Here is a 21,069-nt window from a genome sequence, read left to right on the forward strand (position 1 = left end):
GGGGTTGCAGGAGTTGTTGACTATGTACGACAAGTTGAGCGGAGAGAAAAAGAGCATTGTCGGGGTGGGCTCTGCGTTGATGGACCTTCTGGTGTTCGAAGACGACGCGTTTTTGAAGGGGATCAGCGACATCAAGGGCGGCATGACCCTTGTGGACGGCTCTTTTGCCGACGGGGTCCTTGAAAAGGTCACCTCAGAGGTGACGGTGGTCCCCGGCGGGGCTGCCTGCAACACCATCGTAGGGGTGGGGCGTCTGAACGGAGCTGCCACCTTTGTGGGCAAGCGAGGCCGGGACAGCTACGGCGAGCACTTTGAAAAAGACCTGAAGCAAAACGGGGTGACCCCGGACCTGGTGATGTCCGATACCCCCACGGGGCGCGTTCTGTCTGTTATTACACCGGATGCCCAGCGTTCCATGTTCACCTATCTGGGGGCGGCCTCGGAACTGGCCCCCGAGGAGATCTCCCCGGAGACATTTGCAGGGGCCGCCATCGTCCTCATCGAGGGCTACCTTGTTTTCAACCAGTCCCTCATGACCAAGGCCCTGGCCTCGGCCAAAGAGGCAGGCGCCCTCGTGGCCATGGACTTGGCCAGCTTTACCGTGGTGGAAGAGGCCCTCTCCTTTATCAAGGAGGAGGTGATCCCTGCTGTGGACATCCTTATCGCCAACGAAGACGAAGCCCGTGCCTTTACCGGGCTCTCCGACGAGGCCGCGGCCCTGGACGAGATGAGTCGGTGTGCCGATGTCGCCGTTTTAAAGCTCGGGTCCCGCGGCAGCCGCATTGCCGTTGGCGGCGTCGTGACCGAGGTCGCGCCCGTATCCGGGGGGACCATTGTCGACACCACGGGGGCGGGCGATCTCTGGGCCGCCGGTTTCCTTTACGGCATGGTCATGGGTTATTCAGCCGAGACGTGCGGCAACATCGCTTCGGCCTGCGGGTATGAGGTGTGCTGTGTCACCGGGGCAGATATTCCCGAGGCGGGATGGGCCCGCATCAGAAACACGCTGCCCGCATCCTGAAGCAAGGCGCGGGCGGTTTACGACGAGACTATTGTGGAGGATGGTGCGAGATGCAGAAAGAGAACCCCCAGGCCGTGGCCGAAAAGGATCGGTTCGTAGAATTTGTTGAGAAAACCCTTGTTGCTGCGCGGGAACACAAATCCCAGGTGACCCTGGGGGTTGCCGGTGTGGTCCTGTGCCTGGTCCTGGTTGCCGGGACGGGTCTGTATCGCCATAAGGCTGCCCGGCAGGCGTCCCTGGTGTTTCAGACACTGAAAGTGGATTTTCAGGCCCTTGAGGCCAAGGAAGGCCGTGAGGTTGCCCTGCAGCGATGGCTGGGGCAAGCCCCTGAGGCCCTTGCGAGCATAAAGGGCGGGGCCGCCACCTACGACGCCGCGTTGCTCTGGTACGGCGGGCTGGCCTTTGAAAGCGGTGACTTCGAGTCCGCCTCCGCCTGGTACGCGTCGGCTGCCAAGGGCTTCGACTCGGGCAGTGCCCTTCGGAACATTGCCCTGTGTGGTCAGGCTCAGGCCCTGGAGGGGCTTGGGAAAGCCGATGAAGCCGCTTCCATTTATGAAAAGGTGCGGGCCAGTGCGGCCTCTGTCAAGCAGGAGGAGGCAACGTTTCTTCTGGCGCGTATAAAGGAAAAGAGCGGCGACACCCAGGGGGCCGAGTCCCTTTACCGCGAAATCCTCGAGAGCCCTTCGACCTCTCTGTATAAAGACCTGGCGGCGGAGAAGGTCGCCGGTCAGTACTAAGTGCATTGCGGTGAGGCCTCTCTGGCCTGGCCCACAGGCCTTGGCCCCGCCGCGCGATCACAGAGACGGCGCCCTTATTGGGCGCCGTTTTGTTTGGGCGTTGCATTGCTTATTTGCCCCTGTGCCCGGAACGCCCATCGTCCCCTCTTTTCACCTGCCTCACAATGGAAAATCCTTGACAGAATCATGTGCGAGTGGATAATCGTAAAGATATAGTATATCTTTATCCACGTCCTGGCCTGATCGTTCCCCCCATTTTTGAGAAAAAGGCCGCATTAAAGGACTCACCAAATCTTCCGGAATGTGCTCCTCTTTCGCCTTGACTTAGGCATTGTCCTGGCCTTGGAGCCGTTGCTCGTCACGTCACAATCAACCCCATCATTTTTACCTTTGTCGGATATTGTTATAATATGAAAAAAAGGAATGAAGAGCGAGCTATGAATACAATATCTTGATTTAAATTTGTCTACTGCACAATATATGTCAGTTATCCAAGCGAGTTATATATTTCCCTTGACTTCATTATAGCAATACTCGAATATATGTATCTGACAATTAATAAAATCATAAACAGGTTTTCGCAAGGCGTACGCCGCTCCGTTTCAACATCAACGCGAAAATCCGAGATTCAAATCTGTTGCACCGCAGATGCGGCGTGTTGCCCTCCGTGGAGTCATCGTGTGCCCGATGGGGCATGCGCATGAGGTCCGTAAAATTCCATTCCTGTATTAGGGTGTACTTATGACATTTGGTAAAAAAGATCAGCTGATCGGTCTTGATATCGGGTCCAGTGCCATCAAGGTGGCTGAGGTGGCTGATACGAAAAACGGGTATGCGTTAAAGCGGTTCGGCCTTTACGACATGCCCAGCGGCGCCATCGAGGAGGGGGTCATCCGAGACCCCGAGGAGGTGGCGGAAACCGTTCGGGAGGCCCTTCGGGCCTACAATATCAAGACCCCCAACGCAGCCATCTCCATCGGGGGGTATTCGGTCGTGGTCAAGAAAATCAACGTCCAGACCATGACCGAGGAGGCCCTCCAGTCCACCATCCACTTCGAAGCCGAACAGTACATCCCCTTTGATATCAGCGACGTTAACCTCGATTTTCAAATCATGGGCGAGAGTGAGCACAACCCCAACCAGATGAGCGTGCTCCTCGTGGCCGCCAAAAAAGAGATGATCGCCGATTATGTGAATGTCCTGGACATGGCGGGCCTGGCCTCCTGCATCGTGGATGTGGATGCCTTTGCCCTTCAGAACATTTACGAACTCGGGTACATGGGGCTGGTGAACATCTGCAGGTTCAGTTCGTGGCCCTCATCGACGTGGGCGCAAGCAAAACCTCCCTGAACATTCTCAAAGGGCGAAATTCCCTGTTTATGCGGGATGTTTCCCTGGGCTGCGGCCAGACAAACCAGAAAATTTCCTCCATGCTGGATTGTTCTGCCGACGAAGCCGAGGAGATCAAGCTGAACAACAATGGCGAACGAATCTCCAATGAAGAGCTCAAAGACATCGAATCGGCCGTCATTGCGGACTGGTGTACCGAGATCAGCCGGGCCCTGGACTTTTTCTATTCCACCTACCCCGAGGAGAGGATCCAGAAGATCCTGATCAGCGGAGGTGGCGGCAACATCGCCGATTTCAAAAAGATGCTGGCGCTGAGGACCTCCACCGAGGTTGAAACCATCGATCCGTTCAAGGGCGTGGATTTGGGAGACGGGCGCATTGACGATGACTATCTCAAGCAGATGGCGCCTCAGGCGGCCATCTGCATGGGGCTTGCGATAAGGAAAGTGAACGACAAATGATACGAATCAATTTACTGCCTTTTCGAGATGCTCGAACCAAAGAGAATGTCCGCCGTCAGGTGTCCATCTTCGTGCTCCTGATCATTTTGATCGGGGTGGGAATGGGGGCGTACGCCCTGAGCGTGGGGGCGGCGGTGGAGAAGTATAAACAGGAGGTGAGCGACACCCAGGCCGAGCTGAACAAGTTCAAGAAAAAGGCCCGTGAGGTGGACGCCATTAACAAGAAAAACAAGGTGCTTCAGAAGAAAATAGATATCATTGAATCCCTTCAGGTGGTTCGCAAGGATCCTGTCCGGGTTCTCAGCGCCATGACGGAGCTGGTGATTCCCGATCGCATGTGGATCAAGAGCTACGACGAGGCAGGAAGGACGATTACCCTCAAGGGAGCGGCCCTGGACGAGATCACCGTGGCGGATTTCACACGGAAACTCGAAACATCGGAGTATTTTTCCAGCGCAAGCCTGAGGTTCCTGAAACTGGGGGCGTCGAAAAAGAGCGTGGCCATGAAGAATTTTGAGATCGTGTGCACCCGGGCCAAGTTGAAACAAAAAAACACCAATGCAACCGGTATGAAGGTAAAATGATGAACAAGTCCTCAGCGTTTCAGTCGATGGACCCCCTGTTCAAAAGGGTCGAAGAGCTCGACAAGATTCAGCGGATCGCCATCTGCGCCATCACCTGCATCGTCCTGATCGGGTCGATCTTCTACTTCTCCATCCTGCCCAAATACGAAGAGATCAAGCAGCAGAAGCAGACGCTTCAGTCCCTTGGGACCCAGCTTGAGATAGCCCGGAAAAAAGCCGCCCGCCTGGCCTCCCTCAAGCGGGAGTGGAAAATGAAGGAAGCGGAATTCAGGAAAGTGATGCGGGCCCTGCCTGAAAAAAAGGAGATTCCCTCACTTTTGACGAGTATCTCCCAATCCGGCCAGGACACGGGGCTTGAGTTTATCCTCTTTCAGCCCCAGAAAGAGGTGAACAAGGAGTTTTACGGCGAAATTCCCGTGAGCCTGCATGTGAAGGGGAACTTTCACAACACGGTGATGTTCATGGACAAGGTGACCGGTTTGAACCGTATCGTCAACATCCGGGACATCAAGATCGGCGGGTACAAAGAGGGAAAAATTTCAACGAAGTGTACGGCTGTGACGTATAAGTTCATCGATAAGAAAGAGCCTGCAAAGAAGAAATAATCCATCAAATACAAAGATCGTGAGCCATGCAAAAAAAGATCATGACATCGATAGTGACGGTTGCGTTTCTTGCCGGGCCTCTCTTTTCAGGGTGTGACAGGGCGGACGACGCATCACAGTCCCGGGACACCGTCAAGACCTTCAAGGTATCGAAAAAGGAGACGGTGCCGATCAAGGCCAAGGCCAAACCCGAGCCCGAGGCGGCGGATGCGACGCAGATCCCGGCCGTGGCCGGGCTGCCACCGGCTGATTCGGGCAAGACCACCAAGCCGGAGGTTCTCTCGGAAAAGGCCTCGGACGAGATGCTCTACGGGAAAACAAGTTACGACCCCGCAGGGCGCGTGGACCCCTTTGAGCCTCTGTTCGCACGGGGCAGCATCAGCTCCCAGGCCGTTGAGGGAGAGGCGCGCCCCACGATACGCCAGAGCAGGATGTCCCGGTTGACCCCCTTGGAAAAGCTGGATATCGGCCAGCTGAAACTCGTGGGGATCGTGAGCATGCCGGGCCGGAGCATGGCCATGGTGGAAGAGACCGGCGGCAAAGGGTATGTGGTTCGTAAGGGAACCTATATGGGCGTCAACTCGGGACAGGTAGTGGAGATCACCAGGGACCGGGTGGTTATTGAAGAAGAAGTGGAGAATTTCCTCGGAAAAATTGTGGTTCGGACACGGGAACTTAAACTTCAGAAACCTCTTGGAGAAGACTAATATGTTTGACAAGACCTCAACGTTGCGCTGGAAGGCAGCTTCAGTCGTGCTTTTTGTTTTTTTCGCGGCGCTTGCGGCCGGCGGCTGTGCATCCGATAAGGGTGCGATCACGCCTGCTGTCGAGACGCAATCTGTCATGGCTGAGCGGGTCATTACCGGTGTGGACACCCGTGGAAACTCCGATGAAGTGGTTGTGTCCATCCAGGGCAGTGCCATGTTGACCTATGCCATGATACCCCAGTCCCTTCCCCCGGGGGTTGTCCTGCATTTTCCCGACACGGATGTGGCGGAAGGGGCGGTTCAGTCGCCGGCGAACTATGAGGTGGTGGAGACCATCGCAACCTCCCGCAAGGGAAGCGCCACACAGATCAAGATCCTCCTTACGGAAGAGGCGGAGTACGACGTGGTTCGCAACGGAAACGGATTGGATGTGATCTTCACCTCCGTGGGGGCGGACGTACCCGAGGTGGCCCTGGTCCCTGAGGACGCACCGGCAGAGGCCGACGTGGCTGAGATGACGGTGGAGTCCGAGGCTGTGGCGGTTCAGCCCGAGAAAACGGTAGAGGCACCGCCCCTTCAGCCCGTTGCCGTGGGACCTGCCACGGTGAGCCAGATCGATTTTACCAGCAGCCAGAGCGGGGCATCCACCATCCTGATCGGCACCACCGGCCCGGTGGATTACAAGGTGAGCAAGAAAGATGAGAAGACTCTCTACATCAAGCTCGCCGACACCACCCTGCCCGATTCCCGCAAGCGCCCCATTATCACCACGCGGTTCAACAGCGCCGTGAACCGGATTCTGCCGGTTCAGACGGACCGGATGGCCGGAGACGCCCTGTTTATCATCGAACTCAGGGACGCCGTACCGTACCTGGTGACCCAGAGCGGCGACCAGATTGAGGTAAGCATCGACCCCACCACCGTGCCTCCCCAGAAAGAGGACGAGGCCAACCTGCCCAGCTGGAAAGAGGCGATTACCGGAGCCGATGTGATGGACCTGCCCCAAGGGGCGGACGCCGGTATGACCGTACTTCCTGAAGGGGCTGTGGGTGCCGCTCCGGTTCCGGACGTGGTGGTGGCGGACGCGGAACCGGAGATCTCCGTGGGCAAGTCCAAAACCTACACCGGCGAGAAAATCGCCGTGGATTTCTTTGAGACGGACATCAAAAACGTGTTCCGCATCATCCGGGCCGTGAGCGGGCAGAACTTTGCCATCGACAAGGATGTCACGGGCCAGGTCACCATGACCCTTCAGAACCCGGTTCCCTGGGACCAGATCCTGGACCTGGTGCTCAAGATGAACATGCTGGGATCGGTGAAAGAAAACGGCATCACTCGCATCGCCACCTTAAAAACCCTGAAGGAAGAGGAGGCGGCCCGACTTCAGTACATCGCCTCCCAGCAGTTCTCCAAAGAGATCCAGAAGGCCATGGCCCCCATGTTCACGGAGTACATCCTCATCAGTTACTCCAACGCAGACGCGGACATCAGGCCCCATATCGAGCGCATCCTCACCCCGGAGCGGGGGAGCGTCAGTGTGGACATACGGACCAACCAGCTGATCATCACCGACACCGCGGAAAAGATCGCCCAGGCCCGTGAAATTGTCACCCAGATCGACCGGATCACGCCCCAGGTGATCATCGAGGCTCGGATTGTGGAAGCCTCATCCAACTTCACCCGGGCCTTCGGTGTGACCTGGAACGCCCAGACCGAGGGGTATCCCACCGTTGGAGAGGGCAACGAGAGCGGCACCCTGGGCGGTGTGTACGGCTACGGCGTGGCCATGGACTACGGGGTGGACACCACCAACAGCATCGGCATCAACTTTTCACGGCTCACCGGCAACACCCTGATCCTGGATGCCAAGCTTACGGCCCTGGAGACCAAGGGCACCGGCAAGATTGTCTCCTCACCCAAGGTTCTCACCCTGGACAACAAGAAGGCCACCATCAAGCAGGGGGTTGAGATTCCCTACCAGACCGTTGAAGACGGTGACGTGGACATCGAGTTTAAAGAGGTGGAGCTGAAGCTGGAGGTGACCCCCCATGTGACGGCCGACGATCGGATTTCCCTGCAGGTGCTCATCGACAAGAACGACGTGGGCAGCATCACCGACGGGATCCCGGGCCTCAACACCAAAGGGGTGGAGACCGAGCTGATCATGAACGACGGGGAGACCATCGTCATCGGCGGCATCATCAAGTCCAACAAGACCTTTGCCGAATCGGCCTTTCCGGTGCTGTCCCAGATTCCCGTTCTGGGCTGGCTTTTCAAGAACCGTACGCGTACGGAAGAGAAGCAGGAGCTGCTGGTCTTCCTCACCCCCCGTGTGGTGAAAATGGATGAATTGAAAATTTAGACATGCTTCCCCCTGCTTTTCGTGGCAGGGGGAAATACCAAAGAGTGGTTTGAACAACGAAAGGGAGCAGGTGGTAAACACCTCGCTCCCTTTTTTTATGGTGGTAGACGTATGTGCGGGGGAGGGCCCGGGCCGAACCACCCGGACGTGCTTGGTGGAGGAGGCAGTTCGTTTCTCTTGAGTGTGGGGATGCCTTATACGTGGCTCTTACGGAGCGCATCACTGGCCCGTGGCGAAAGGTCTCACGTGGCCCATGGCCCCGGTGAGAGACCGGGGCCGTGCCGTTGGAAGGGGAGGGTTAAATGGAAAGGGCCGCGAGCTCACGCTGCGCTTTGGCGGCAATGGGGGTCTGGTCGTTGATGGCGATGGTTGCTGTCAGCGTGGTTTTGGCCTTTTCATAGGAACCGGAGCGAAGGTAGGCCCCTGCCAGTTCGTAGTGAAGCTGCTGAAATCTGGGGGCGGTGTCGACGGCCTTTTCAAACCAGTGCGTGGCATCGGCAAGGCGCCCTTCGGCCATGTGGCACAGGGCAATGCCCCGCATGGGAAGGACGAACTCCGGGTGGATCTCCAGGGCTTTGTTGAAGTAGCCGACGGCCTTGGCGTACATTTTTTTGTTATAGTACGCCCACCCGAGATTGTAGACGGGGTAGTGGGGCGTGGCATACAGGATGTTGTTTGACACCTGATTGAGGATTTCGATGGCATCGTCCCATCGTTCCATCAGCAACAGGGCCGATCCCATGTTGTTTTTGGCCGGGCCGTAGTCGGGCTGCAGGTCGATGGATCGCTGGAAGTGGATGAGGGCCGTTTCGTACCTTTTTTTGGCGGTGTAGGCCTTGCCCAGGTCGTCTTGAAGGAGGTAATCGTCGGCGTAGAGGCTCTCGGCCTCAAGGAGTTCTTTGAGGGCGGCGGTGTAGTCGCCCTGGCTCAGGTAGGCCTCACCCAGGTTGCGCTGGGCCTCGGATTGCTTTTTCAACATGGGTGTTTTGCTGGCGCAACCGGCCAGCAGGGCCGCGGCCAGAAGAACGAGCAGGATGCGTGCAGATGAATTCATGATGCCCCCGGTATTTAGGTGGTGTGTGCGATGGTCGGGATCGTTGCGATTCGTATCGCCTATGGGTCATGGTCAAGCCCCCGTGAAGGGAGGTATCTTTGGAGAAAACGCTGTGTTTGCGCCTATAGCGCAACGTGCCATGAATCTCGGTTTATTGCAATTGCCAGTTGCCTCCGGCGGGTCCCTTTTTTCAAAAAGGTTCGGGCTATCGGACCTGGATAATCCCCATGCCCTGCTCTTCAAGGAGGGCGATGACCGGGTCAGGCAATGTGGAGGCGACGATGAGTTTTTTGACCAGGGGGGCGGGCTTGACCAGGATGCCGTCCACGGTGAGGGCGCAGGAAAGGCCGTCACCCGCCTTTCCGAACTCGAAGCGCGGGTTTTTCTCATGTGGAATGCCCAGCTTGGAGAGAAGCCTCAGGGTGGCGTTGAAAAGATAGTCTCCCTTTCGGATGGAGACCACCTTGAGGCCGGAGCTTTCGATGGCGAAAGCAGCATCGCCGTAGAGCTGGCCGAAGTCCACCAGGGCGCCTTCTCCCTGGGGATCCCGTATCATGTTGGAGGTGGTCTCCAGCTGGGTACCGGCATAGGAAAATGAAATGGTGATGTTGGAATCGTACATAAGGCCCAGGGCCTTGGCGAGCTTTTCAACGTAGATTTTGCGTGTGCGGGGGACAATCCGTTTCAGTGAGGTGCTCTTTTCCACCGCATAGAAGACCGGCGGAAGGGCTTCGCCCTGAAGGGATTCCCGCAGCACAAGGCCGTGCTTTCGAAAGTAGGCGGTCAGGGGAACGGGAAATCGCCCGGAGGGGTCGGAAAGGTCCGAGACGATGATGCCCCGGAAAGCCTCCGGGGATTTGGACCGGTCGTACTTAAACGCCCAGCGCGCTTTCAGGGAGAGGTTCATGCCTTCTTCGGAAAAGGAGAGGGGCATGGGCAGGCGCATTTTTGGGTACGCAAGCTGAACCGCGTCAAGGAGCAGGGGCAGGCTGGGCTCGGTGGAGATGTCGGTGAACTGCAGGTTCTTGAAATGGGTGGCCATGATACGCCGTCGCTCTGCGGACAGGGAGAGGCCGTTCTGGACAAAGAGGATTCGTCGCCCTTCGGGAAGCTGCAGGATGGGGGTTTCCGACAGGTTCACGGAAAAATCCGTGCCCTCGGCGTCGGGAAAGTAGTATCGCCCTCGGTTCAGGAGAACACCCCCCAGGAGCTTGGCAAGGGCGTCAAAGGGATCCTTCAGGCCGTCTGCCTCCTCTTCGTCGTACTGGGTGTCCCCGGTTTCCTCCGGTGTCGAGGCATCGGTGGGGGAGGCGTTTAACACCACCTCACCGTCTGCTTCAAATACAGAGGCGTACCATTGTTCATTCAGAACCGACGCATCGGGGATCTTGAGTGCCTGGCCGATGTAGATGCGGTTGAGGTCCTTGACCGTGGGGTTCACCAATCGGAAGAGTTTGACGCCTTCCCGGTAGGTCCGGCTTCCCGTGGGCCCGAACTGGTTGGAGATGATGCGGGAGACCGAGTCTCCGGGGGCCACCTTGTGGGTTTTGGCGCCCTGGGTGATGAGCTGCTTGACCGGTGCCGCCGTAATAAAGGGAAGGTCCACGACCCCTCGCCGCTGCCCGGGAAGGGCGTCGGGTTCCAGCCATTTCAGGGGGACGAAGATTCTCTGGCCGGGGTGGATGCGGTTGATGTCGGCGATGTGGTGGTTGATGAGCTTGAATATGTTCAAAAACAGCGGAAAGTTGGTGTGGGAGATCTCTCCCTTTCGCTTCAGGATCTTGATGACATAGTCGTTGGGGCGCACCGTGTAGGGCTCGCTGAGGACATCCCGGCCGTTGACGTTCTGGACGTAATAGCGCTTGTAGAGTACCTCGGCCCGGGCGTGGCCGGACGCAACGATACAGATGACGAGAAGAACCAGCAGGGGCAACAGCCGTTTGATCCTACAACCCATAGGCTCCGGGGCCTCCATGGTGGACTGAGGCCCCGTCCATGGCTCGGCATGAACCGGGAAGGGGCCTGGGATTTGACGGGGCAGGGGCCTTTTCACGGGAAAAGGCCCCTGCCCTGCAATAATTTATGATGTTTGACGGGCAAGGTCCAGGCGGGTGGCGATGGCATCGGCCGTCAGGCGGACAAATCGCTCAAAGGATTCCCCGGTGAGGGGCGCCCCGGACGCGGGAAACTCGGTGAGGCCCTCGGCCTTGACATCCTCAGGTGCGTTGACCAGCTCCGGGTTCGGGGTAATGCCGAACTCTTCCGGGAAGGTTCCGGAGAAGTAGGTCTCCTGGAAGCCGGAAAACTTCAGGGCATGGGCCGTGGAGTCGATGACAGCGGTCTCACCGTCGGTGATCATGCCCTGCTTGACGGCCTCCATGAGCCCTGCCAGGGTCTCGCCGCCCTGGGTGCAGGCAATGTGGCCGTTGCGGTTGGCCAGGAGCTCGCAGTCCATGATGGCCTGCTCCGTGACTTCCATGAAGAAGACGTTTTTCTTCTCGGAAAGGCGGTTGTAGGTCTCCACCACGTTGATGACCCGGGGCATGGAGACGGGGTTGCCGATCATGGCCGCCTGGGCCACGCTGGCCTTGACGGTGACGGGCTTGAACTCCCGCTTGGCCGTGTCCGGCTCCAGGTAGTACTTGTAAACAGGGTTGGCGTGGTGTGACTGCACCCCGATGACTTTGGGGAGGGTCTCGATGATGCCTGCCTCGTAGAATTTCAGGAAGCCGTTCATCACCGCCGTGATGTTCCCGGCGTTGCCGATGGGAACCACCACCACCATGTTCTCCATGGCGTAGTCGAAGTCCTGGGCGATCTCAAAGGAGTAGGACTCCTGGCCCAGGATGCGCCAGGCGTTCTTGGAGTTCAACAGGGCCACGTCGTAGCGGGAGGAGAGGTTCTCCACCACCTTCATGCAGTCGTCGAACACGCCCGGGATCTCAAAGACCTTGGCCCCGCTGCCCAGGGGCTGGGAGAGCTGCTGGGGCGTGACCTTGCCCTGGGGAAGCAGGACGGCGGACTTGATTCCGTCGGTGAGGTAGGAGGCATACAGGGCGGCAGCCGCCGAGGTGTCTCCGGTGGAGGCGCACACCGCCAGGATCTCCTTCATGCTCCCTTTTTTCACCAGGGAGTTGATGTAGGAGAGGGCGCTGGCCATGCCCCGGTCCTTGAAGGAGGCGCTGGGGTTCTGGCCGTCGTTTTTGAAAAAGAAACGGGCACCGGTAAGTTCCTGGAGGCGGGTGTTGGCTTCCACCACCGGAGTGTGTCCTTCGCCCAGGTAGAGCACAGCGTCCAGGGGGACCACAGGGCCGAGGAACTCGTGGTACCGGTAGATCCCCTTGAGTGCGGGGATGTTGAGCATGCGCCGGTAGTCCAGGATCTTTCGCCAGGTGGGGCCGTCTGCTTTTTTGGCCGCCAGGTTGGAGGTCTCGTGGAGCATCATGACGCTGCCGCAGTCCGGGCAGACGTAGAGCAGCTCGTCAATGCCGTGTTCGCTGCCGCAGCCCAGGCAGCGGTAGATCATGGTGCCTTCCGGGGACGGAAGGATCAGGTCCCGGATGTCTTCTGGAAAATCCGATGGTTTCATTTGGCAATAACCTCCTTGCCGCCCATGTAGGGTACGAGCACTTCAGGGATTTTGACAGTCCCGTCTTCCTGCTGGAAGTTCTCCAGGATGGCAGCCACGGTGCGGCCCACAGCCAGCCCGGAGCCGTTGAGTGTATGAACCAGGCGCGGCTTTTTCTCGCCCTCGGGGCGGAACCTGATGCCCATGCGGCGGGCCTGGAAGTCTTCAAAGTTGCTGCAGGAGGAGATCTCCCGGTAGGTGTCCTGGGCGGGCATCCACACTTCGATGTCGTAGGTCTTGGCAGAGGAGAAACCAAGGTCGCCGCTGCAGAGGGTCACCACCCGGTAAGGCAGGCCCAGGAGCTGGAGGACCTTTTCCGCGTTCTGGGTGAGGGTCTCCAGTTCGTCGTAAGAGGTGGCCGGGTCAACCAGCTTGACCAGCTCCACCTTGTTGAACTGGTGCTGGCGGATGAGGCCGCGGGTGTCCTTGCCGTAGGAGCCTGCTTCAGAGCGGAAACAGGGGGTGTAGGCCGTGTACCGGATGGGCAGGTCCTTGTCGGTGAGGATCTCGCCTGCGTGGATGTTGGTCACCGGCACCTCGGCCGTGGGGATCAGGTAGTACTCCTGGCCCTCCAGTTTGAAGAGGTCTTCCTCGAACTTGGGGAGCTGGCCCGTGCCCTTGAGGCTGTTGCGGTTGACGATAAAGGGGGGCAGCACCTCGGAGAACCCGTGCTCTTCGGTGTGCAGGTTGAGCATGAAGTTGATGAGGGCCCGCTCCAGCCGTGCCCCGGCCCCGAAGTAGAGGGGAAAGCGGGCGCCGGTGATGCGCGAGGCCCGGCCGAAGTCCAGGATGCCCAGGCCTTCGCCGATGTCCCAGTGGGCCTTGGGCTCAAACGCAAAAGAGGTGGGGGTGCCCACGGTGCGCAGCAGGATATTGTCCTCGTCGGTTTTGCCTTCGGGGACCGAGGGGTGGGGAATGTTGGGGATCCCCATGAGGATCTCCTGCAGGGTGGCTTCGGCCTCGTTGACCTCTTTGTCCAGGGCCTTGATGCGGGTGGAGACCGACTTCATCATATCAATCTGGGGCTGGGCGTTCTCCCCGGATTTTTTCATGGCGGCGATCTCGTCGGAGACCGTGTTTCTCTGGTTACGGAGCGCTTCGAGTTCACCGATGAGTTCACGGCGTTTGGCTTCGCAGGTGGCGAAGGTGGCGAGATCGGCTTTGCCGCCTCGTTTTTTGAGGGCATCCTCCACGGTCTGGAGGTTGTCTCTGACGTACTTGAGTTCAAGCATAATTAAGGTACCTGTTCTGGCAACGTGGGATGGTGGACGCTTGGCAACCCGGCCTTACAGAGCCTCGGCAGGACACACAACCACGATTTTGTGTCAGAGCTGTCGATTCCCATATCGTATTGTGTTATGGTATGGACCGAGGACCGGGCTGGACCACGGATATCATGCCGTTTCGTGGTATGGTCGGCATTGTGGTTTTTTGTTTTTAAAAACTTAAAATTACTATCACGGTCCATGGTGGCAGTCAATAGCTTTGAAAATTACCAATCATTACTGATTTTATGTGTTTAGCGAAAAAGACTGGAGATTATATATGGAAGATGCCGGAGAGAAAAAAAAGGAAATAATCGCTGAGGTGGAAGCTGTTCTGGATGCGCTTCCGCCCGAGGAGAAGTCTCGAAAGCAGAAGACCATTGAAGAGCGGCTCTTCGGTTTTGCCAACTTCATGGAAGCCAAGGTCGTGCTTCTCTACCTGGCCAAGCAGAGCGAGGTGGAAACCCTTGATATCATCAAGCGTTCCCTGGAAGGGGGCAAGGTCGTGGTGCTGCCCGTGTTCAATCGGGAGTCCAGCAAAACCACCCTGTATAAAGTGGAAAACAGCCCCGAAGATCTCATTGACGGCCCCGACGGCTGCCTGGTCCCCGATCCCGGCCGGTGCAAGACCGTTCCCATCAATCACATCGACATTGCCATCGTGCCGGGCCAGGCCTTTGATGAAAAGGGCGGCCGCATCGGCATCGGGGACAAGTTTTACGACAAGTTTGTCCAGAAACTCCCCATCACCACCCGAAAGGTGGCCATCGCCTTTGAAGAGCAGGTGATTGCCCAGGTCCCCACCGATTCGAGAAACAAGCACATCGACATTATCGTTACCGATACCCGGACCATCTACAAGATTTGATGTGGGCCGGGTTCTCCGTTCCTCAAGGCTGGAGCGCAGCCTGCAAGCCTGCCAGGTTTGTCCCTTTGCCCACGGCAATCACCGTGTCTCCGGGCTTGAGGACGGTTTCAAAGGAGGGGTTGAAGAGCATGGTTCCCTCCCGGGTTTTGATGGCGATGATGATCAGGTCGAATCGTTGCCGGATGCCCGAATCCTGAAGCATTACGTTGACCAGTTCGGAGTCCTCGTGGATGACGATTTCCTCCATCTGGATGTCCTTGTTTCGGTCCTGGAGCGCCAGCTCCAGAAAGTTTGTGACCGTCGGGCGGAGCAGTTTCAGGGCCATGTTGGCGGCCCCCATATCGTAGGGAGACTCCACCATGTTGGCCCCGGCCGTGATGAGCTTGGACCGGGACTCCTTGTAGCAGCAGCGGGCCATGATGAAGATCTCCGGGTTGAGCTGTCGGGCCGTGAGCACGAGAAAGACGTTGTCCGTGTCTGTTGCCAGGGCTGCCACGAGGCAGGATGCTTTTTTGATGCCAGCCCGGATGAGGTTCTCCTCCAAGGCGGCATCGCCAGAGATGTACAGGGCGCCGTCCGCTTCCATGTGGGGCACCAGCTCCGGTGATTTTTCGATGACCACGATGTCCATGGGGGTGGTGGCCATGAGCTGGTGATAAAGGACACGGCCGATGCGGCCGTAGCCGCAGATGATGTGGTGGTCTCTCAGACGGGTGATTTCCAATGCCTACCTGCCATGAGGGTTTGTATCTGGCCCTCCACCATGAACTGAACCACGGATCCGCCCACGTAAATGAAAAAACTGGTCCCGAGGACAATGATGACCATGGTGAAGTGCCGACCGACGGGGGAGAGGGGGTGTATTTCTCCGAAACCCACGGTGGTGATGGTAATCAGGGTCATGTAGGCGGCATCGGTGATGCCCCACCCTTCGATGGTCATAAACCCGCCGATGCCCACCGTGATGATGAGCATCAGGAGAATGACCGAAATAACGACCTGCTTGAGCCCTTCCAATGGATCCGTCCCTGTCGTTGACAGTCGGATGTTTGATGTTGCAACATCCTGTGTTTAAAGGAAAATCACCTTCAGCGTCTTGCCTTTTGCGGGTGAAAAGATCCCCCATTTTACAGAAAAAAAAGCAGTATTTCCAATACTATTCGTTAATAAGTTGTGCTATACACAGCCCAGACGAAATTTCTAGTAGACTGACGGAGAGGTCGTAGGCAATATCAAGGCCCGGTGCTGCCGGTGTTCGCCGCTTACGATATTTTCATCAAGCAAGGGTTGGAAGGGATGGGCATGGATGTGTTGGAGAGAAAATACGCACGCCAGCGGGAGGAGATGGTCAAGCGTCAGATCGCCGGGCGCGGTATCAGCGATCCCCGCGTGCTGAAGGTCATGGGGGAGGTCCCCCGTCACCTTTTTGTCAGTGAAGCCCTCATGGATCGGGCCTACGGAGACTTTCCCCTCCCCATCGGAGAGAGGCAGACCATCTCGCAGCCCTTCATCGTGTCCGAGATGACCCAGGCCCTCTGTCTGTCACCGGATGACCGGGTTCTGGAACTGGGCACCGGCTCCGGCTACCAGGCGGCGATTTTGTCCCGGCTGGTCTATCGCGTGTATACCATTGAGCGGATTCACACCCTGTACATGAGGGCGCGGAAGGTGTTTGACACCCTGCGCTATTTCAACATCGTACCCCGGTTTTCAGACGGCACCACGGGCTGGCCCGAAGAGGCCCCCTTTGACGCCATCATCGTGACGGCAGGGGCCCCGGAGATTCCGACTCACCTCACCGATCAGCTGGCAGACGGCGGTCGCCTGGTCATGCCGGTGGGGGGCGCCGATACCCAGGACCTGCTGCGCATCACGCGGGCGGGGGATGAGCTGGTGCACGAAAACATGGGCAAATGCCGATTTGTTCCCCTCATCGGGGAGTTCGGCTGGAAGGAGTAACAACCGATGCAGATCATGCGTCGTCTTTACGACTGGGTGTTGAGCTGGTCGGAGTCCCCCTACGGGAGCTGGGCCCTTTTCCTCATCGCCTTTGCCGAGTCGTCCTTTTTTCCCATTCCACCGGACGTGCTCCTTGTGGCCCTGGCCGTGGGCGCCCACAAAAAAGCCTTTCGGTTTGCCCTGATCTGCACCGCAGGCTCGGTGCTGGGGGGCATGCTCGGGTACCTCATCGGCTGGCAGTTTATGGCCGCCATCGGGGACCGCATCGTGGCCCTCTTCGGCTTTGCCGACAAGTTCGCCCGGGTGGAACACCTCTACAACACCTGGGACGCCTGGGTGGTCTTTATCGCCGGGTTTACCCCCATTCCCTACAAGGTGTTCACCATCGCCGCAGGGCTCTTCTCCATCAATTTTCCCATCTTTGTCCTTGCCTCCGCCGTGGGCAGGGCCGGTCGTTTCTGCCTGGTGGCCGGGCTCATCTACCTCTTCGGCCCCACCATCAAAGCCTTTATTGACAAGTACTTCAACCTGGTGGTCACCGCCTTTACCGTCCTTCTCGTGGGCGGGTTTGTCCTTATTGCCCACGTGATGTAGGGCACGCGCTAGGGGGGCGTTTGAAACTGCATGGCGGAACCCATCGCTGCAAGCGGTATCGAGGCTTTATCAATGCCTCCGTGTCTTAACCCGAGGAAGAAAGGTTAAAACGCAGGACGTGTTGTTTAGCCCTATGTGGTCGCCGGATGCCGTGCGGTGAAACCGAGAATGGACACGTAGCGACATCGTGTCCTCTTACCTGGATGCTTGCGGGCCAGCCCGCATAAACCATCTGCGTTTATGTCGGGCAAAGCGCAAGGGCTATCAGCTTTCGAGGTGGCTCACCTCGCCGCCGGAGGCTCGCTTTTAACTTGTTTTCTTGAGAAAGGCGGCAAAGGCGTCTGCCAGGGGGGAGGGGGTGCGCTTTTTGTGGCGGGTGAGGTAAAAGGAGCGCTTGAGGTTCACCCCTTCGATGGCGATGGCGGCCAGCAGGCCGGCCTGGATGTCCCGTTCCACGGCCCGCGTGGAGAGGATGGAGACCCCCACCCCGCATTTGACGGCCTCGCACACGGAGACGGTGTTGCCCATGCGGGCGGCGATCTTGAGGTCAGACGGGTTGAACCCGGCGTCGGAGAGGCTCTGGTCCAGGGACTTCAGGGTGCCGGATCCCTTTTCCCGGGTGACAAAGGGTTCGGTTTTCAGCATCTCCACGGGGATGCTTTTTCGTTTGGCCCAGGGGTGATCGGCGGGGACGATGAGGCGCATGTCGTCCTCGAAAAGGGGCTCCTGAAAGATAGCCGGGTCCGAAAGGGGCGCCCCTGTGACGGCCAGCTCCACGTCACCGTTCAAGATGCCGTCGGCAATGTCCCGGGTGTCCCGGATGATAAGCGAGACCTGGACTTCAGGGTGGGCCTTGGCAAACCGGCCGATGATCTCGGGCAGGATGTATCCGCCGGGGATGGTGCTTCCGCCCAGGGTCAAAGAGCCCTTGGTGACGCCCCGGAACTGGGAGAGGGCGGTCTCGGCTTCGTCCCGCAGGGCCAGCAGGCGCTTGGCGTAGCTGAAGAGCAGGGTGCCGGCCTTGGTGGGCAGCACCTCCTTGCCCAGGCGGTCCAGGAGGCGGAACCCGCAGTGCTCCTCCAGGTCCTTGATGTGGCTGCTCACCGTGGGTTGGGAGAGGTAGATCGCTTCGGCTGCACGGGAAAAGCTCTTGAGCTCCACCACCTTGCAGAATATGGTCAGTTGCCAGAAATCCATGCCCGTTAACCCTTGCTGTATGCCTGGTGAAATTTATCTTTGAGCTTTTTCTCGATGGAGGGGGGCACCATGCCGGAGACGTCCCCGCCGAAGCTTGCCACTTCCTTGATACCGGAGGAGCTGGTGAAGATCCAGCGCATGCCGGTCATGAGAAAGACCGTCTGCACATCGCGGTTGAGCCGCCGGTTGAACATGGCCATCTGAAATTCGTTCTCGAAGTCCGAAACCGCCCGCATCCCGCGCAGGATGGCGTTGGCATTTCGCTTCCGGGCGTAATCCACCACCAGCCCGTCAAAGGCATCCACCTCCACGGAATCCATTCCCTGAAAACAGTCCCGGATCATGGACAGGCGCTCCTCCACGGAAAAGAGGGGCTTTTTTGCCCTGTTGTTGAGGGTCACGATGACCACTTTGTCGAAGATTTTCAATCCACGTTCCACAAGATCGATGTGGCCATTGGTGAGGGGGTCGAAGGAACCGGGGTAAACGGCGATTGTCTCCATGGTGTCAGATCCTTTTTCGCTGAATGAACAGTGGGCCCAATGTCAGAGAAGCTCTAACACAAAAAAAAGAGGGGGAACAACCTTTTTCATCGGAAATTGCATATGTTAGAGGGGCAGGAGACGGGGCCGTGCAACCGGTTCCGCCACCGCGGCAGTGAATGCCGCGGCAGCAGGTGGCGGGAACCCCATGAATTAAGGGGGGTTGCCCGGGACGTGCCGGAAGGCCCGTATTTTTCGGGGAGCCCTTAATGGGGAGAGAGGAAGGAGAGAGCTGTGGAGCCGTAGTGCCGGGTCTCGGTGATGGCCAGGCCGTCGGGCGCCGACGGTGCCTCGTCTGCGGCGTGTTCCACCACCACAAGCCCTTCCGGGGCCAGGGCCCCGGCTTGGATGAGGTGGGCCAGGGCCAGGTCGTCCAGGCCCTTACGGTAAGGGGGGTCCATGAACACCAGGTCCAGCCGGGATGGGTAGCGGGAGAGGCAGCCCAGGTTGCGGGCGATGTCCCACTTGATGACGGTGCTTCTCTCCTCAAAGCCGCAGGCGGTGATGTTCTTCCGGCAGGTCTCTAAGGCCTGCCTCTGGTTGTCCACGAAGAGGCAATGGTCCGCCCCCCGGCTCAGGGCTTCGAGGCCCAGGGCCCCGGTGCCTGAGAAGAGGTCCAGGACAAAGGCCCCCCGGATGTGGCTCTGAATGATGTTGAAGAGGGTCTCCTTGACCCGGTCCGCCGTGGGCCGGGTGGCCATGCCGGGGACGGCCAGGAGTTTTTTCTTGCGTCGTTCTCCGCCAATGATGCGCATGGATGATGCCTGATGCCCTTACGATTTGAGAATTTTGGTGATGTGGCCCTTGCTGACGCCCAGGCTTTTGGCTGCTGCTGCCGTGTCGTTGTCGCACTCTGCGAGGCGCCGTTTGATGTACTCCCGCTCAAAGGCCTCTTTGGCCTCCCGGAAGTCGGCGATATCGGCCAGCTCAGAGAGGCTGTCCGCGCTCTCTTTTGCCTCCGGGGCGCGGTAGGGCGTGGGGAGATCGGCCAGGGCGACGGTCTCTTTATTGACCGTAATGAGCAGGCGCTCCACCAGGTTCTTCAGCTCCCGCACATTGCCGGGCCAGTTGTGGTCGGCCAGGGCTTCCATGGCGTCCTGCTCAAAGGCTTTGGGCTCGGACTCAGAGGTTTTGCACCACTCCTGGGTGAAGCGCCCCACCAGCAGGGGGAGGTCCTCCAGCCGGTTGCGCAAGGGGGGCATGTCCAGGGGCACGCCATTGAGGCGGAAGTAGAGGTCTTCCCTGAAGCGTCCCTCTTCGATCTCTTTTCTGAGGTCCTTGTTGGTGGCGGCGATGATGCGCACGTTGACGTCGATGACCCGGCTCCCGCCCAGGCGGCAGAAGCGTTTCTCTTCGATGACCTGGAGCAGCTTGCCCTGGTTGGCCAGGGTCATGTCCCCGATCTCGTTGAAGAAGAGGGTGCCTCCGTCGGCCAGCTCAAAGCGGCCGATGTGCTTGGCCTTGGCCCCTTCGAAGGCGCCTTTTTCATGGCCGAGGAGCTCGCTTTCAAAAAGGGCTTCCGGGATGGCCGCGCAGTTGACCGTGATTAAAGGGCTCTCCGAATGGGTGCTGAACTGGTGGATGGTCCGGGCGGCAAGCTCCTTGCCGGTGCCGTTCTCCCCGGTGATGAGGATGGGGGCTTCGGTGGGGGCGGCGGCAATGATCTGCTGCTTCAGGGCAAGGATGGGAGGGCTGGAGCCGTCGATGGCGTTTTTGGCGATCATGCGGGTCCGCAGGAAGCGGTTCTCCTCTTCCAGCTTGCGAAAGTTCAGGGCGTTGTTGATGGCCACGATGACCTTGTCGATGCTGATGGGCTTTTCGATGAAGCTGAAGGCCCCGTACTTGGTGGCGGTGACCGCCGTGTCGATGGTGCCGTGGCCGGAGATCATGATAACGGGAATGTCCGGGTGGGACTTCTTGATCTCCCGCAGGGTTTCGATGCCGTCCAGGCCCGGCATCCAGATGTCCAGCAGCACCAGGTCGGGGTGCTCGGCGTCGATGGTCTTCAGGCACTCATATCCGTTGGGGGCGGTCAGGACGTTAAACCCCTCGTCGGAGAGCAGCCCCTCAAGGGAATGGAGGATGGGCTGTTCGTCATCCACAATAAGCAGGGTTGGAAACATAAGGTGTTCTCC

The 21,069-nt window shown here is 58.5% G+C and carries 21 protein-coding genes; 11 read left to right on the forward strand and 10 right to left on the reverse strand.

Features of this window, described 5'->3' with window-relative positions; all coding sequences use genetic code 11:
* Positions 1 to 22: 22 nt before the first annotated feature.
* From ACOYW1_RS29200 to ACOYW1_RS29235, 8 genes are all read left to right on the forward strand, one after another.
* The gene (locus ACOYW1_RS29200; RefSeq protein ID WP_482420736.1) at positions 23 to 1,021 is read left to right on the forward strand and encodes an adenosine kinase; all 999 of its coding nucleotides are present in this window, start codon (positions 23 to 25) and stop codon (positions 1,019 to 1,021) included.
* A gap of 50 nt (positions 1,022 to 1,071) precedes the next feature.
* Positions 1,072 to 1,758, forward strand: coding sequence for a tetratricopeptide repeat protein (locus ACOYW1_RS29205; RefSeq protein WP_482420737.1), 687 nt, complete (start codon positions 1,072 to 1,074; stop codon positions 1,756 to 1,758).
* Positions 1,759 to 2,499: 741 nt separating this feature from the next.
* Complete coding sequence (gene pilM, locus ACOYW1_RS29210) at positions 2,500 to 3,108, forward strand: type IV pilus biogenesis protein PilM (RefSeq protein WP_482420738.1); 609 nt, start codon at positions 2,500 to 2,502, stop codon at positions 3,106 to 3,108.
* The gene (gene pilM, locus ACOYW1_RS29215; RefSeq protein WP_482420739.1) at positions 3,069 to 3,569 is read left to right on the forward strand and encodes a pilus assembly protein PilM; all 501 of its coding nucleotides are present in this window, start codon (positions 3,069 to 3,071) and stop codon (positions 3,567 to 3,569) included. Before pilM (ACOYW1_RS29210) ends, pilM (ACOYW1_RS29215) begins: the two co-directional genes overlap by 40 nt.
* 71 nt (positions 3,570 to 3,640) lie before the next feature.
* Positions 3,641 to 4,153, forward strand: coding sequence for a PilN domain-containing protein (locus tag ACOYW1_RS29220; protein ID WP_482414303.1), 513 nt, complete (start codon positions 3,641 to 3,643; stop codon positions 4,151 to 4,153).
* Complete coding sequence (locus tag ACOYW1_RS29225; RefSeq protein WP_180138815.1) at positions 4,150 to 4,758, forward strand: type IV pilus inner membrane component PilO; 609 nt, start codon at positions 4,150 to 4,152, stop codon at positions 4,756 to 4,758. The genes ACOYW1_RS29220 and ACOYW1_RS29225 overlap by 4 nt, the downstream gene beginning before the upstream one ends.
* A 41-nt stretch (positions 4,759 to 4,799) precedes the next feature.
* Positions 4,800 to 5,465 carry a pilus assembly protein PilP gene (locus tag ACOYW1_RS29230; RefSeq protein ID WP_482420740.1) on the forward strand — a complete coding sequence of 222 codons (666 nt, stop codon included), beginning with the start codon at positions 4,800 to 4,802 and terminating at the stop codon, positions 5,463 to 5,465.
* A gap of 136 nt (positions 5,466 to 5,601) precedes the next feature.
* Positions 5,602 to 7,827, forward strand: a complete 2,226-nt coding sequence (locus ACOYW1_RS29235) for a type IV pilus secretin PilQ (RefSeq protein WP_482420741.1) — start codon at positions 5,602 to 5,604, stop codon at positions 7,825 to 7,827.
* Positions 7,828 to 8,125: 298 nt separating this feature from the next.
* Here ACOYW1_RS29235 and ACOYW1_RS29240 read toward each other — a convergent pair whose 3' ends face one another.
* From ACOYW1_RS29240 to serS, 4 genes are all read right to left on the reverse strand, one after another.
* Positions 8,126 to 8,881: a tetratricopeptide repeat protein gene (locus ACOYW1_RS29240; RefSeq protein WP_482414307.1), complete on the reverse strand. Its 756-nt coding sequence runs from the start codon at positions 8,879 to 8,881 to the stop codon at positions 8,126 to 8,128.
* 205 nt (positions 8,882 to 9,086) lie between these two features.
* The gene (locus ACOYW1_RS29245; RefSeq protein WP_482420742.1) at positions 9,087 to 10,838 is read right to left on the reverse strand and encodes a LysM peptidoglycan-binding domain-containing protein; all 1,752 of its coding nucleotides are present in this window, start codon (positions 10,836 to 10,838) and stop codon (positions 9,087 to 9,089) included.
* 123 nt (positions 10,839 to 10,961) lie between these two features.
* Complete coding sequence (thrC, locus tag ACOYW1_RS29250; protein ID WP_482420743.1) at positions 10,962 to 12,470, reverse strand: threonine synthase; 1,509 nt, start codon at positions 12,468 to 12,470, stop codon at positions 10,962 to 10,964.
* Positions 12,467 to 13,741, reverse strand: coding sequence for a serine--tRNA ligase (gene serS, locus ACOYW1_RS29255; RefSeq protein ID WP_482420744.1), 1,275 nt, complete (start codon positions 13,739 to 13,741; stop codon positions 12,467 to 12,469). Before serS ends, thrC begins: the two co-directional genes overlap by 4 nt.
* 313 nt (positions 13,742 to 14,054) lie before the next feature.
* On the opposite strand from serS, the gene ACOYW1_RS29260 reads away from it, so the two are divergent.
* Positions 14,055 to 14,642 carry a 5-formyltetrahydrofolate cyclo-ligase gene (locus tag ACOYW1_RS29260; protein WP_482414311.1) on the forward strand — a complete coding sequence of 196 codons (588 nt, stop codon included), beginning with the start codon at positions 14,055 to 14,057 and terminating at the stop codon, positions 14,640 to 14,642.
* Between the two features lie 22 nt (positions 14,643 to 14,664).
* On the opposite strand, the gene ACOYW1_RS29265 is transcribed toward ACOYW1_RS29260, so the two are convergent.
* Both ACOYW1_RS29265 and ACOYW1_RS29270 read right to left on the reverse strand, forming a co-directional pair.
* Positions 14,665 to 15,366 carry a potassium channel family protein gene (locus ACOYW1_RS29265; RefSeq protein ID WP_482420745.1) on the reverse strand — a complete coding sequence of 234 codons (702 nt, stop codon included), beginning with the start codon at positions 15,364 to 15,366 and terminating at the stop codon, positions 14,665 to 14,667.
* Positions 15,348 to 15,659, reverse strand: a complete 312-nt coding sequence (locus ACOYW1_RS29270; protein ID WP_482420746.1) for a potassium channel family protein — start codon at positions 15,657 to 15,659, stop codon at positions 15,348 to 15,350. Before ACOYW1_RS29270 ends, ACOYW1_RS29265 begins: the two co-directional genes overlap by 19 nt.
* Positions 15,660 to 15,938: 279 nt before the next feature.
* Here ACOYW1_RS29270 and ACOYW1_RS29275 point away from each other — a divergent pair, with 279 nt between their 5' ends.
* Both ACOYW1_RS29275 and ACOYW1_RS29280 read left to right on the forward strand, forming a co-directional pair.
* The gene (locus ACOYW1_RS29275; protein WP_482423846.1) at positions 15,939 to 16,601 is read left to right on the forward strand and encodes a protein-L-isoaspartate(D-aspartate) O-methyltransferase; all 663 of its coding nucleotides are present in this window, start codon (positions 15,939 to 15,941) and stop codon (positions 16,599 to 16,601) included.
* A 6-nt stretch (positions 16,602 to 16,607) separates the two neighbouring features.
* Positions 16,608 to 17,195, forward strand: a complete 588-nt coding sequence (locus ACOYW1_RS29280; RefSeq protein ID WP_180138836.1) for a YqaA family protein — start codon at positions 16,608 to 16,610, stop codon at positions 17,193 to 17,195.
* A gap of 306 nt (positions 17,196 to 17,501) precedes the next feature.
* On the opposite strand, the gene ACOYW1_RS29285 is transcribed toward ACOYW1_RS29280, so the two are convergent.
* The 4 genes from ACOYW1_RS29285 to ACOYW1_RS29300 all read right to left on the reverse strand — a co-directional run bounded on the left by ACOYW1_RS29285 (position 17,502) and on the right by ACOYW1_RS29300 (position 21,057).
* Positions 17,502 to 18,392, reverse strand: coding sequence for a selenium metabolism-associated LysR family transcriptional regulator (locus tag ACOYW1_RS29285; protein WP_482414313.1), 891 nt, complete (start codon positions 18,390 to 18,392; stop codon positions 17,502 to 17,504).
* 5 nt (positions 18,393 to 18,397) lie between these two features.
* Positions 18,398 to 18,895 carry a pantetheine-phosphate adenylyltransferase gene (coaD, locus tag ACOYW1_RS29290; protein ID WP_180138840.1) on the reverse strand — a complete coding sequence of 166 codons (498 nt, stop codon included), beginning with the start codon at positions 18,893 to 18,895 and terminating at the stop codon, positions 18,398 to 18,400.
* Between the two features lie 245 nt (positions 18,896 to 19,140).
* Entirely contained in the window at positions 19,141 to 19,689 is a 549-nt protein-coding gene (rsmD, locus tag ACOYW1_RS29295; protein ID WP_482420747.1) for a 16S rRNA (guanine(966)-N(2))-methyltransferase RsmD, read from the reverse strand.
* 18 nt (positions 19,690 to 19,707) lie between these two features.
* A complete protein-coding gene (locus tag ACOYW1_RS29300; protein ID WP_482420748.1) occupies positions 19,708 to 21,057 on the reverse strand; it encodes a sigma-54-dependent transcriptional regulator in 1,350 nt (449 codons plus the stop codon).
* Positions 21,058 to 21,069: the final 12 nt, after the last annotated feature.

The organism is Desulfoluna sp. CYM3A (assembly GCF_056829965.1).